The sequence below is a fragment of the Paenibacillus sp. FW104-T2 genome, from assembly GCF_058789975.1.
Genome location: NZ_JBYTCE010000013.1, coordinates 1 through 12,323, shown reverse-complemented (window position 1 = coordinate 12,323; position 12,323 = coordinate 1). Strand labels below are relative to the sequence as shown.

Genomic DNA, 12,323 nt, shown 5'->3' with positions numbered 1-12,323 from the left:
ATTAACCCTCCAATTCGTAGCGGTAATCTTCAACAACGGTGTTGGCCAGCAGCTTCTCACACATCACAGTCAAACGTTTTTCCGCTTCTGCGCGATCAGTTGTATCCAGGTTCAGTTCCATGACTTTACCGATCCGTACACTTTCCACTTCATTGAATCCCATCGAGTGCAGGGCACCTTGAACGGCTACTCCTTGCGGGTCGAGTACGCTTTGCTTAATAGTGACATAGACGGTTGCTTTGATCATGATCCTATGTTCCTCCTCAGTAATGAACGGGATAAATGCTTTATGCTGTTAAAAAAGGGCTTTGGGAGCGTGCTCCGGGGCGGATTGTTCTTCCGGTCGCTGTTGTCCCCAGGTTTTTCTGAATTGTTTGGCCCGCTCTGCGGTCAAAACCCGGGGACAAAGGCGAACGCTATCGCTCCTTTAAGAACAATTCCGCCCCTCCGCTAGTCCATGCGGCGTTTTTTTGAAAGGCCTAATTCTTTTACGTTACACGGTGGGTTATGGTCAAGCCTGACCATTATGTGAAAACAATTAATTATTTTGTTAAACGTTTATAAATATCGACGTATCTTGCTGTTGTTGCCTCCACCACCGCTTGTGGCAGCGGGTCAGGCTTACTGTTTTTGTCCCAATCGGTTCCTGCCAGATAGGTGCGCACCGGCTCCTTGTCCATGCTGTCGATCTCGATGTCTAGTGCGTAGTTCTCTTTTGCCCAGAAGCGTGAAGCATCCGGGGTGAAGATTTCGTCGATCAGGATGACCTTGCCATCGACGATACCGAATTCGAATTTGCAATCTGCGAGAATAATGCCACGCTGATCACAATAATCCCTAGCAAACTCGTACAGACGCAGGCTTTTTTCCTGAAGTTCAACTGCGAGCTCATTGCCAACCAGTTCTTTCATGCGGTCCATCGGGATGTCTTCATCATGGCCTACATCATTTTTGGCAGCCGGAGTGAAGATGGGTTTTTCGAGTTTGGCGTTTTTGCGAAGTCCTTCCGGCAGTTTGATGCCGTTTACCTCTCCGCTATTCTCATATTGTCTCCATCCGCCGCCAGTAATGTATCCGCGTACGACACACTCGATATCGATGCGTTCGGCTTTGCGTGTTACCATAATGCGATCTTTCAGAAGCTCAGGGTCCACAATGAGATCACCGAGCCGGTTGACGTCCGTATGAACCACGTGGTTGTCCATCATGTCGCTCGTCAGTTCAAACCAGAAGCTGCTGAGTTTATTCAGCACATTGCCCTTCTCGGGCACCGCTGGGTCCAGCACGTAATCAAAAGCTGAAATCCGGTCCGTAACCACGATCAGAAAATGTTCCCCCAGATCGTACAATTCACGTACTTTTCCTTTGTATAACAGAGGTGCTTTAACGAGATCTGCCGCTGTGGACAGTGCCATGGAGGCTCACCTTCTTTCAGGAGATATAAGGCTACAGACAGAACCGCGATGGAGCAGACTACACTCCGATAACAGAACAATCTTTCGATCGCTGTTACCCCCGGATTTTTTTGATCCACTTTTTCCAAAGTGTAAATCCGGGGATAAAGGCGAGCGCTTCGCTTCTACAGATTTGCTCTGTCCTCTCCGTTCCTTGCTTGTCCATCATTCTGCTCTCTAGCCTTATTGGAGTTAATTAGTTGGTCAAACCAAGCTTCTTGAAGATGGTATCAACATGCTTCAGGTGCCAAGACGGGTTGAATGCATCTTCGATTTCCTCATCGCTCAGCACCTCGGTGATTTCCGGTGTGGCTTTCACGATATCCTTGAACTGGCGCTGTTCTTCCCATGCCTGCATGGCACGTGGTTGAACGGTATCATATGCCTGTTCACGGCTGAAGCCTTTGTCGATCAGCTTCGTCAGTACGCGTCCAGAGAATGGAACGCCGAAGGTACGCTCCATGTTCCGCTTCATGTTCTCAGGGAACACTGTCAGGTTTTTCACGATGTTACCGAAACGGTTCAGCATGTAGTTCAGCAGCATCGTTGCATCCGGCAGGATGACACGCTCTACAGAAGAGTGTGAGATATCGCGCTCATGCCACAGTGTTACGTTCTCGTATGCTGACACCATATGTCCACGGATGACGCGGGACAGACCGGAGATATTTTCGCTACCAATCGGATTACGTTTGTGCGGCATAGCGGAAGATCCTTTTTGACCTTTGGCAAACGCTTCTTCCACCTCACGGAATTCACTCTTTTGCAGTGCACGAACTTCTGTAGCAAACTTGTCCAATGATGTTGCGATCAATGCCAGGGTAGCCATGTATTCTGCATGACGGTCACGCTGCAAGGTTTGTGTCGAGATCGGCGCAGGCTTCGTGCCCAGCTTCTCGCAGACAAACTCTTCAACAAACGGATCGATGTTCGCGTAAGTTCCTACCGCACCGGAGATCTTACCGTACTGCACATTGTCTGCCGCATGGCGGAAACGCTCCAGATTACGTTTCATCTCTTCATGCCACAGGGCCATTTTCAAACCAAAGGTTGTTGGCTCGGCATGCACCCCGTGTGTGCGACCCATCATTGGCGTATGCTGATAAGCGAGGGCCTTCTCACGCAAGATCTCGATAAAGTTCACGATGTCGCGTTCCAGAATTTCATTGGCCTGGCGCAGTACGTAGCCCAGAGCCGTATCGACCACATCCGTGGATGTCAGTCCGTAGTGCACCCATTTGCGTTCTGCACCGAGACTCTCGGATACCGTGCGTGTAAAAGCAATAACGTCGTGGCGCGTTTCCTGTTCGATTTCATAGATGCGATCGATATCAAAAGAAGCGTTTTGACGAAGCAATGCTGCTTCTTCCTTAGGAATAACTCCGAGTTCCGCCCAAGCTTCACATGCACAAATTTCAACTTCCAGCCAGGACTTGAATTTGTTTTCCTCCGTCCAGATGGCTCTCATTTCGGGTCTGCTATAACGTTCGATCATGAATTTGTATTCCTCCAGATATTAGTTTGTTCAATCCATTGCAATCCTTCTTCTACGTCCTGACAGAGCAGATTGACATGCCCCATTTTCCGTCCCGTTTTCGCTTCGGTTTTGCCATATATGTGAAGCTTGGGAATAACACCGAGTTCCATTGCTTCTGCATCAGGTTGACCCGTTCTGGCGATAATTCCTTCCAGATGTTCTCCAAGCACATTGACCATAACAACCGGACTTAACAGTGTAGTGTCTCCTAATGGCAGCCCGCAGATGGCACGAATGTGCTGCTCGAACTGTGACGTCGCACAAGCTTCCATCGTGTAATGACCGGAATTATGAGGTCTTGGAGCCAGTTCATTCACGTACAATCTTCCGTCTGCCGCAACAAAGAGTTCCACCGCCAGCAATCCAACAGCCTGCATGGATTCTGCCACAGCCGCTGCAAGCTTCTGGGCTTCAATCTGTATGTCCGTAGCCACTCTGGCCGGTACGATCGAGGCATGAAGAATGTTGTTCACATGAATGTTCTCCGCTGGCGGGAATGTCTTGATCTCGCCACTTGTTCTTCGGGCAACCACAACGGAGATTTCGCAGTCAAACTTGATAAATTGCTCCAGTACCAGTTCCGCTCCGGTTGCCGCAAGCTCTTCGTAAGCCGGTACAGCCTGACTCGCTTCGCGGATGACCCGCTGGCCTTTACCATCGTATCCTCCGGTTACCGTCTTCAAAACACATGGTACACCAAGCTCGCTTACGGCCGCTTGCATCGTATCCTTATTTGTAATCTCACGATAAGGTGCAACTCTTACGCCTGCAGCTTCAATGGCCCGTTTCTCACGCAACCGATGCTGGGTTGTATACAATAACGTACTTCCTTGCGGCACATAGGATTCACGTTCCAGCAAGCCCGCTACACCTGCGTCCACATTTTCAAACTCATACGTGATCACATCACACTGACGGGCCAGTTCAAGCGCTGCAGCTTCATCGTCATATCCGGCCTCAATCTGGCGGGCAACCTGTCCGCAAGGCGAATCTGGCGCCGGATCAAGCGTGACAAATCGGTATCCCATCGCTGTCCCGGCAAGCGTCAGCATTCGTCCAAGCTGTCCGCCCCCGAGAACGCCAATGGTTGTTTTTCCTGGGAGCAGCACACGTCCAGCCATGCCGGAAAGATTCAATTCAGTTTTACTCATAGCTCATCACTGCTTTCGAGTACTTCACGTTTGATCCGCTCTCTGCGGGCTTCGCAGCGATTACGGACATCCTCATCGAACGCACCAATCATCTGGCCTGCAAGCAGCCCTGCATTAGTAGCACCCGCCTTGCCAATCGCTACCGTTGCGACAGGAATGCCGCCCGGCATCTGAACAATCGATAATAGGGAATCGAGACCATTCAGTGCCTTGGACTGCACAGGTACGCCGATTACCGGCAGCATCGTTTTGGAAGCAACCATGCCAGGGAGATGTGCTGCTCCGCCTGCACCTGCAATGATAACCTTGAATCCGCGCTCAGCAGCCTGCTCGGCATATTCAAACATCAGATCCGGTGTGCGATGCGCAGATACAACCTTTTTCTCATACCCGATCTCCAGTTCATCCAGCACCTCACACGCATGCTTCATCGTTTCCCAATCCGACTTGCTGCCCATAATTACAGCGACCTGCACTGACATGAATACATCCAACTCCCGTCTGAGCTTATTTTGATAACAACGACTCTTGCCATACGCGTTCCCTTTTGAAACAAAAAAATCCGCTACCCGCGAAAACATCACATTTTCTCCGGACACCGGACTCCAAGAAATACGTATCCCTCATTTGGGCATGCCAAAAGGGGGCTTGCTGTCCGCATCCATATTCATGCGACTCTCAGCCGTATCTCCTCGTAGTCCGGAAATTTACGGTCTCCGGGTAGAGACTTCCGGGCCTTATCCCCGGCGTTATACGAGCAAATATCTATTCAATCCAAGTGACACATTTCGGTCAACCTTGGTCCATCTTTCGTTCCTACTCGACCTTATTCTCACCTGATCGACACATCTAACATTCTAACAATCCCCTACAGCTAATGTCAACTTAAAGACGAACATTTAACATATTGACAAATATAATGTTCGTGATTGAGGTGTTTCTTTTGGGCTTCATATCCATTTCATCCCATAAAAGAAAGCCGACTTCTCTTCAATGGAATGAAGACAGCCGGCTCAGTGAATATTTGGAGCTCAAAATTTATGCATTATTTAACGATCAATACAGGAATTTGAGCATGCTGCACCACATTATGGCTGACACTGCCCAATACGAATTCACGAATGCCGCCAAGTCCACGACTTCCGATGACGATAACATCCGATCCATTTTCCTTAGCGTAATCCAGCAGCACTTCAGCAGCAGCTCCTTGAATCAGGTCTACGTTTGCCGTAACTCCCGCAGCTTTGAGTCGTTCTTTCGCTTCATCGGTTGTTTGCACAGCCAGGTTGTAGTAATCGTTATTCAGAGATGGTGGCAGTGGTGCAAGTCCTTCTCCAATAAATACGCGCGGGAAGTCAAAGGCATGAATGACATCAATGACTGAATCCGGAGACACTTTAGCCAGTTCAATGGCACGATCCAGCGCCTTGTTTGAAGCTTTTGATCCATCATAAGCTACTAAAATTTTGGAGAATAACATGTAAATCCCGTCCCTTCCTTATATGTAGAAACTCCGAAGCTGGAAGCTTCGGTCTGACGTAAAACTAAAACCAGCACCATGTAACCCTATAAACGTTCTTCATGCGATATGAACCATTTGCCTTGTTTTACAGCGTCTACACCCCTAGGTTCTACTTCAAAAAATAGCCATAGATTACAGCATTCAGAAATAGCAGAAGTGGAATCCCAATGGTAAAGCTCGGATGTTTCGTTTTGTGCCTTTTCCGGTACATTGCAATCCAGACTCCAAGTGCCCCTCCGATAAACGCCAGCAGGAATAACGTCCGTTCGGGTGTACGGTCACGGCGTCGCTGCGCCCGCTTTTTGTCATCTGACATCACCAGATAACCTACCACGTTAATAAATAAAAACCACAATATGAGTCCGGTTTGCATATAATTCTAGCGGTCCCCCTATCCCGGGACATCTCCCTGTTCCTCCATTATAGTCCTCTGCAGGGACATGATCAACGCGAGAAGGGAGCCGCATAGATTGTTTAATGGAATCATCCGTTCCGGTTAGAACCTAAGACTCCTGTTTCGGAATACCGTTCAGGCTGGGAACTCTTTTACCCGCCTTGGTTGGACGTGCTCCGATGCTTTCTTCGCGGATACTGTCCTTATTCTGCTGATTATGAATTTTCTCTGGTTTGTTGTGTGGCATCTGTGTCACCTCCTTGGCTTACGTTGCCTGAAAAGGAGGGATCTTATACGACACCAAGCGAAGCGGTTTATTGAGCATGACTTCGCCAGTATCCATTCAACTTGTACCAAACTCTTTCAGGGGCACTATTCCCCTTTTTTCTCCATCGCTGCTTTCAACAAGTCTCCGAGATTGGATCCGATGGATTCCTGCTTGGCATACTGTTTGACCAGCTTTTGCTGTTCGCGTTTGTTGACGTGCTGTTTATCTTTATCCAATGCTTCCGTGATTCCGCAAGGCAGACACTGAACATAAAGGCCCGCTTTGCCTTCTTTCATTTCCATCTTCTTGTGACACTGCGGACAACGACGGTTGGATAACCGCTTCTCTGCCGAGCGTCGATAGCCACAATCCTCCGTGGGACATACGAGAAACTTGCCGCGTTTCCCTTTCTTCTCAAGCAGGCGCGCATTGCAATCCGGGCAGTGGCTGCTCGAAACGTTATGCGGCTTATACTCTGCCTTGCTTCCTTTTACAGTGGACACCAGTTCTTTAGCCATCGAACGTATGCCTTCCAGGAAAGGACCTGGTTTCCCCTGCCCACGAGCAATCCGTTCCAGTTCAGCCTCCCAACGCGCCGTCAGTTCAGGTGTGCGCAGCTGCGGAGCAGCCAGCTCAATCAATTGCTTCCCTTTACCTGTAGGATGCATGCTGTTGCCTTGGCGGTCGATGGTATCCGAGCTGACCAATTTCTCGATAATATCTGCACGCGTAGCCGGGGTACCGAGTCCGTGCTTCTCCATTTGTGCGAGCAATGCTGCCTCCGTGTACCGTTTAGGTGGCATGGTTCTTCCACTTTTAATATGACAACGCTGAACGGTAACCGACTGACCTTGCTGTACGTCTGGCAAAAGAGTGCGGCCGTTGTCTGCCTGCTCATCTGTGCGCTCATCATCTTCATCACTGTAGTCGCCGCCGTATACTTCACGCCAGCCACTGTCTTTTACCGTTGTCCCTTTAACATGGAAGGAATCTTCACCCACTTGCACAGTAATCGCTACTGAATCGTATCTGGCAGCTGGATAGAACAAGCTGATAAATCGGCGTACGATCAAATCATACAGTTTGCGTTCCTCCGGATTCAGCTGATTCAGCAGCACCGTCTGTTCTGTCGGAATAATTGCATGATGATCCGTTACCTTGCTGTCATCCACAATTCGTTTGGTGATATTCAAGTTTTTCCGCAGCAACGGACGCGCCAATGATGCATAAGGTCCAACAGCTACACTATCCAGCCTTTCTTTCAGCGTACCTGTCATGTCCGATGTCAGGTAACGGCTATCCGTACGCGGATATGTAACCAGCTTATGCTGCTCATAGAGACGCTGCAGGACGTTGGAAGTCTGCTTGGCTGAAAAGCCATACTTGCGGTTGGCGTCACGCTGAAGCTCCGTCAAGTCATAGGCTAGAGGATGCGGCTCCACTTTTTCACTCTTTTTGACCTGAGCAATGGTTCCCTTACGTCCGTCCACTCGTTTCTTCAATGCCTGGGTATCTTGAGTATCAAAGATGCGTGAATCTCCGCCTGAGGCCCGCCACACGGCTTGAAAACCTCCAAAATCTGCAGTTAATGTCTCATACTCCTGTGACCGAAAACCATTGATTTCATTTTCCCTGTCCATGATCATGCCCAGGGTTGGAGTCTGTACCCGTCCTGCAGACAACTGTGCATTAAATCGAACGGTCAGCGCTCGTGTCACATTAAGCCCAATCATCCAGTCCGCTTCTGCCCGGCACCGTGCCGATTCATAGAGACGGTCAAACTGACTCCCTGGCTTCAGCGAAGCAAATCCTTCTTTGATTGCCTTATCCGTCTGAGAAGAAATCCACAGTCGTTTGAAGGGCTTCTTCCACTGCGCCATTTGCATGATCCAACGGGCAAGCAGCTCTCCCTCCCGGGCAGCATCCGTTGCGATGACCAGTTCACCAACATCTTGACGTTTCATAAGCTGCTGTACGGCCTTGTATTGATGATTCGTCTCTCTTAGCACCTTCAGTTTCGCCCGCTCCGGCAGGATCGGCAGATCTTCAAGATTCCAGGTGGCGTACTTCTTGTCGTAATCTTCAGGTTCCGCCAGCCCTACCAGATGCCCAAGTGCCCACGTTACGATATATTTAGGACCTTCCAAATAACTCTTATGTTTATCACGCGCTCCCATAACTCTGGCAATTTCACGTGCCACAGATGGTTTCTCAGCGAGTACCAATGTTTTCACTTCGTATCTCTTCCTTTCTTCATACACCTTGTAACCCACGTTCCTATCCTTTCATTATATCATTTCATACCAATCGTTTCTTGGCCTATCCCAGGTGAACGATTAGCCTGATAAATTACTGTTCTAGATTGTATGTAAGATAATATAACACATTTATGAACACTTAAATTTCTTTTAGGAATGAAAATAAGAGCATCCGAAAGAAATAATCACCTTAATACAACTTGTATACGTTTTTTTGGATAAATATGAGTGTTGTAAGAATACCTTACATGTTATTAGAATGTGACAAAAGCATATGCAGCCGTTTCATCACACACATCATTGCGACAGAAGGGAGCGTGGATACATGACTTATCATGGATCTGTATTGAAAAAAAGTGGGGCTCTGTTACTGACAGGAGCAGTAATGGTTACAACTTGGGGAGGAGCTTCCGTACCGCTGGCATCAGCCGGAGCAGCAACCCCATCAAGCAAAACAACGGTCGCAGCAACAGCTGCAGGGAAGGCACCTGCCACGTCTGCCACATTTATTAAAGCCCTGGAAGAAGCAGCGACACTTGCAGGTGTGCCTTTTTCAATGGACGAGCTATCAGGCAAAACCGTTCAGCGTAAGGATGCTGCTCTAGCTCTTCAAACCTGGTTGAAGCTGGAGTCCACCACAGAGTCATTCAAAGACGTACCGGACCAATCCAGCTATGCAGGTGCCATCGGTGCCTTGAATGCTGCAGGGTTGATGAAAGGTTATACTGATTCCCTCTTTCTACCTAACGCTGTCCTGACGGAAAATGATGTCGCTATATTGAAAGATCGCATTTATAACTACATAAAACCATTTGTTCTGGAGGAAGCAACGATTACGGAACTCCAGGCTGCAATGACGCAAGGAAAGCTTACATCTAAGGAATTGGTTCAAATGTATCTGGATCGGATTGAGAAATTCGATGATCAGGGAGTTAGCATTAATTCCATACTAACCTTAAACCCGGAAGCACTTGAACTTGCCCAGGCTTTGGACGAAGAACGTGCAGCCAAAGGCGCACGCGGACCGCTGCATGGTATTCCGGTCCTTGTGAAGGACAACTTCGATACGAATGATATGCCTACCACTGCCGGCTGTATCTGTCTGAAGGACTCCGTGCCTGCCCAAGACGCTGAGCAAGTGAAAAAACTCAAAGAAGCGGGTGCCATTATCCTCGGTAAAACAAATCTGCATGAATTTGCATTTGGCATTACTACATCCAGTTCATTGGGTGGACAAACCCTGAACCCTTACGCACTAGATCACTATCCTGGCGGTTCCAGCGGCGGGACAGGGGCAGCGATTGCCTCCAACTTTGCTGCAGCAGGCATGGGTACCGATACGGGTGGATCCATCCGTATTCCATCCAGCTTCAACAGCCTTGTCGGAATTCGTCCAACGATTGGACTATCCAGCCGTGAAGGCATTATCCCGCTTGCTCTGACTCAGGATGTAGGTGGCCCTATGGCTCGTACAGTTAGCGACGCTGCGATCATGCTGGACGCTACAGCAGGTTATGACAAGGACGATGTGGCTACAGCCTATGCTGTAGGCAAAATCCCTTCCAGTTACACTGACTTCCTGGACGTGAATGGACTTAAAGGCGCGCGTATTGGTGTAGCTACTGAACTGATCCCAAGCACCAAAGCAGAAGAGAAAGCCGTTGCTGATGTCATCAACAATGCAGTGGAAGAATTGAAATCTCTGGGTGCAACTGCTGTACCTATTAGCATTCCGAATCTGGACGAAATCAACAAATACCCAAGCTTGAGCGGATATGAATTCAAATTCCAGCTCAACGACTATCTGGAGTCACTTGGTGAAGATGCTCCATACCACAGTCTGTCGGAGATCATCACTTCAGGTGAATTTGATAAAACACAGGAACAATCCATGAAGGCACGCGATGCACGGGAAACGCTGGAGACAACCGAGTACAAAGACATCGTACTGAAACGTACTCAAATCACGCGCGAAGCTATTCTAAAAGTGATGGCTGACAATAACCTGGATGCCATTGTCTATCCTACATCCACCCAGGCTGCAGCCGTGATTGGCGAGGGTCAAAACTCCGGCGGGAATAACAGACTAAGCCCATTCTCCGGATTCCCGGCTATCACCGTACCTGCCGGCTTCACTACAGAGGGTCTACCTGTAGGCATTGAATTCCTCGGCCGTGCCTTTGATGAAGGAACATTGATTAAACTCGCATATAGTTATGAGCAAGGAACCCACCACCGCCAAGCTCCTAAACTTACGCCATAACTCCTTTATGGAATTAAAAAAGCTTAATAAACAAAAAGTACACTTCACCTCCACATCGGAGGAAAGTGTACTTTTTATATTATCCCAGTAAGATACAGTTTCTTTCCTGCTTAATCTCAACTTTCTACATTAACTCGTTGAATCAGTGTCTGGAACACTCCATTCCAACACAAGACCTGCATAAGTTAAGCCACCACCGAAACCGAATAAGGCAAGGCGCTGACCCTGCTTCACTTTCCCTTCATCGACACCCAGCTGAATGGCCAGAGGTATGGATGCAGCCGATGTGTTTCCACGGTACTCCATGCTGGTTAGCGTGCGTTCCAACGGTACAGGACCGCGCTCGCAGACAGCTTCAATCATTCTCATATTTGCGCTGTGCGGTACGAACCAGTCGATTTGCTCCGTCTGCAAGCCTGAGCTAGCGATAAGTTTCGGCAATTGCTCCGGTATCAGCCGTACAGCCCATTTGTACACTTCTCTGCCGTTTTGCACAAGACGTCCGTCACCTTGAAGAGGTACCCCATTCATCTCGGAGGAAAGCCCACTGCTATAAACATGTAACCCACCATCACCCTGAGTTCCGGAAAGTGCTGCCAGAGCACTGCCCTGCCCTTCGGTTCGTTCCAACAGAAACGCTCCTGCTCCATCCCCAAACAAAATACATGTCGTACGATCGGTGTAATCCGTAATTTTTGATAATGTCTCTGCCCCGATTACGAGCACTTTGCGATACATGCCACTTGTAATCATGCTATCGGCCAGCTGCAACCCATAGACAAAGCCTGCGCACGCTGCGCTCAAATCCAGTGCTCCTGTCTGAGTAATGTTCAGACTGGCCTGTACTCTGGAAGCTGTGCTAGGGAATGCATACTCAGGCGTACTTGTTGCTACGAGGATCATATCCACATCATGAACGTCAACTCCATACCGCCGAATCATGTCTTCCACAGCCTTAACTGCCAGATCAGAAACGAACTGATCCTCTGCGGCAATTCTCCGCTCCCTCATCCCTGTTCGTTGCACGATCCATTCATCGTTCGTTTCAACTAATTTCTCCAAATCAGTATTACTTAATATACGATCCGGTACATAAGTGCCCATGGCCGTAATCGTTGCTTTCGATTGAATCATACCGGTAATCACCTCGTTAGTTTTTTACTATTATAGCACTAAGTATTAGTACTTGGTACTAAAAAATGATAAAAAGTAGTTTATTTTTGTTTTTCCTTATTGAAACCATGCCTACTGCACGTCGCACCTGAGAGAGTCAATTAACAAGTTCTCTGAAAAAACAAAAAACAGCCCAATTAATCGCTATTGGGCTGTCAAAATTATATTTTGTTACATTTATAAACAAATAAAAACCACCACCGAGTTTCTTCGGCAGTGGTTCTTTGCTTGGCAGCGTCCTACTCTCCCAGGACCCTTCGGTCCAAGTACCATCGGCGCTAGAGGGCTTAACGGTCGTGTTCG

The 12,323-nt window shown here is 48.5% G+C and carries 11 protein-coding genes, 1 rRNA gene and 1 riboswitch; of the genes, 1 reads left to right on the top strand and 11 read right to left on the bottom strand.

Annotated elements, in window-relative coordinates; genetic code table 11:
- Position 1: 1 nt before the first annotated feature.
- The 9 genes from purS to AC3WQ3_RS17165 all read right to left on the bottom strand — a co-directional run bounded on the left by purS (position 2) and on the right by AC3WQ3_RS17165 (position 8,560).
- Positions 2 to 247: a phosphoribosylformylglycinamidine synthase subunit PurS gene (gene purS, locus AC3WQ3_RS17205; protein ID WP_090904903.1), complete on the bottom strand. Its 246-nt coding sequence runs from the start codon at positions 245 to 247 to the stop codon at positions 2 to 4.
- 295 nt (positions 248 to 542) lie between these two features.
- Positions 543 to 1,415 carry a phosphoribosylaminoimidazolesuccinocarboxamide synthase gene (locus AC3WQ3_RS17200; protein WP_492472889.1) on the bottom strand — a complete coding sequence of 291 codons (873 nt, stop codon included), beginning with the start codon at positions 1,413 to 1,415 and terminating at the stop codon, positions 543 to 545.
- 235 nt (positions 1,416 to 1,650) lie between these two features.
- Positions 1,651 to 2,949, bottom strand: a complete 1,299-nt coding sequence (gene purB, locus AC3WQ3_RS17195) for an adenylosuccinate lyase (RefSeq protein WP_095288455.1) — start codon at positions 2,947 to 2,949, stop codon at positions 1,651 to 1,653.
- The gene (gene purK, locus AC3WQ3_RS17190) at positions 2,946 to 4,142 is read right to left on the bottom strand and encodes a 5-(carboxyamino)imidazole ribonucleotide synthase (protein ID WP_492472888.1); all 1,197 of its coding nucleotides are present in this window, start codon (positions 4,140 to 4,142) and stop codon (positions 2,946 to 2,948) included. Before purK ends, purB begins: the two co-directional genes overlap by 4 nt.
- On the bottom strand, positions 4,139 to 4,624 hold the full coding sequence (purE, locus tag AC3WQ3_RS17185; protein ID WP_336781495.1) for a 5-(carboxyamino)imidazole ribonucleotide mutase: 486 nt from the start codon (positions 4,622 to 4,624) through the stop codon (positions 4,139 to 4,141). Before purE ends, purK begins: the two co-directional genes overlap by 4 nt.
- A 193-nt stretch (positions 4,625 to 4,817) precedes the next feature.
- Positions 4,818 to 4,919: riboswitch (purine riboswitch) on the bottom strand.
- Positions 4,920 to 5,187: 268 nt separating this feature from the next.
- Positions 5,188 to 5,622: a universal stress protein gene (locus AC3WQ3_RS17180; protein WP_095288453.1), complete on the bottom strand. Its 435-nt coding sequence runs from the start codon at positions 5,620 to 5,622 to the stop codon at positions 5,188 to 5,190.
- A 151-nt stretch (positions 5,623 to 5,773) separates the two neighbouring features.
- Complete coding sequence (locus tag AC3WQ3_RS17175; protein ID WP_095288452.1) at positions 5,774 to 6,037, bottom strand: DUF1294 domain-containing protein; 264 nt, start codon at positions 6,035 to 6,037, stop codon at positions 5,774 to 5,776.
- Between the two features lie 130 nt (positions 6,038 to 6,167).
- A complete protein-coding gene (locus AC3WQ3_RS17170) occupies positions 6,168 to 6,305 on the bottom strand; it encodes a hypothetical protein (protein ID WP_167301682.1) in 138 nt (45 codons plus the stop codon).
- A 125-nt stretch (positions 6,306 to 6,430) separates the two neighbouring features.
- Positions 6,431 to 8,560: a DNA topoisomerase III gene (locus AC3WQ3_RS17165; RefSeq protein WP_336781496.1), complete on the bottom strand. Its 2,130-nt coding sequence runs from the start codon at positions 8,558 to 8,560 to the stop codon at positions 6,431 to 6,433.
- A gap of 349 nt (positions 8,561 to 8,909) precedes the next feature.
- On the opposite strand from AC3WQ3_RS17165, the gene AC3WQ3_RS17160 reads away from it, so the two are divergent.
- Positions 8,910 to 10,847, top strand: a complete 1,938-nt coding sequence (locus tag AC3WQ3_RS17160; protein WP_492472887.1) for an amidase family protein — start codon at positions 8,910 to 8,912, stop codon at positions 10,845 to 10,847.
- 129 nt (positions 10,848 to 10,976) lie between these two features.
- On the opposite strand, the gene AC3WQ3_RS17155 is transcribed toward AC3WQ3_RS17160, so the two are convergent.
- Positions 10,977 to 11,981: a ketoacyl-ACP synthase III gene (locus tag AC3WQ3_RS17155; RefSeq protein WP_492472886.1), complete on the bottom strand. Its 1,005-nt coding sequence runs from the start codon at positions 11,979 to 11,981 to the stop codon at positions 10,977 to 10,979.
- A gap of 265 nt (positions 11,982 to 12,246) precedes the next feature.
- Positions 12,247 to 12,323, bottom strand: a 5S ribosomal RNA gene (rrf, locus tag AC3WQ3_RS17150); the annotation flags it as partial.

Excerpts from the sequence above, each read along its gene's own strand:
- purS (WP_090904903.1), bottom strand. The coding sequence starts at position 247 with ATGATCAAAGCAACCGTCTATGTCACTATTAAGCAAAGCGTACTCGAC.
- AC3WQ3_RS17200 (WP_492472889.1), bottom strand. The coding sequence starts at position 1,415 with ATGGCACTGTCCACAGCGGCAGATCTCGTTAAAGCACCTCTGTTATAC.
- purB (WP_095288455.1), bottom strand. The coding sequence starts at position 2,949 with ATGATCGAACGTTATAGCAGACCCGAAATGAGAGCCATCTGGACGGAG.
- purK (WP_492472888.1), bottom strand. The coding sequence starts at position 4,142 with ATGAGTAAAACTGAATTGAATCTTTCCGGCATGGCTGGACGTGTGCTG.
- purE (WP_336781495.1), bottom strand. The coding sequence starts at position 4,624 with ATGTCAGTGCAGGTCGCTGTAATTATGGGCAGCAAGTCGGATTGGGAA.
- AC3WQ3_RS17180 (WP_095288453.1), bottom strand. The coding sequence starts at position 5,622 with ATGTTATTCTCCAAAATTTTAGTAGCTTATGATGGATCAAAAGCTTCA.
- AC3WQ3_RS17175 (WP_095288452.1), bottom strand. The coding sequence starts at position 6,037 with ATGCAAACCGGACTCATATTGTGGTTTTTATTTATTAACGTGGTAGGT.
- AC3WQ3_RS17170 (WP_167301682.1), bottom strand. The coding sequence starts at position 6,305 with ATGCCACACAACAAACCAGAGAAAATTCATAATCAGCAGAATAAGGAC.
- AC3WQ3_RS17160 (WP_492472887.1), top strand. The coding sequence starts at position 8,910 with ATGACTTATCATGGATCTGTATTGAAAAAAAGTGGGGCTCTGTTACTG.
- AC3WQ3_RS17155 (WP_492472886.1), bottom strand. The coding sequence starts at position 11,981 with ATGATTCAATCGAAAGCAACGATTACGGCCATGGGCACTTATGTACCG.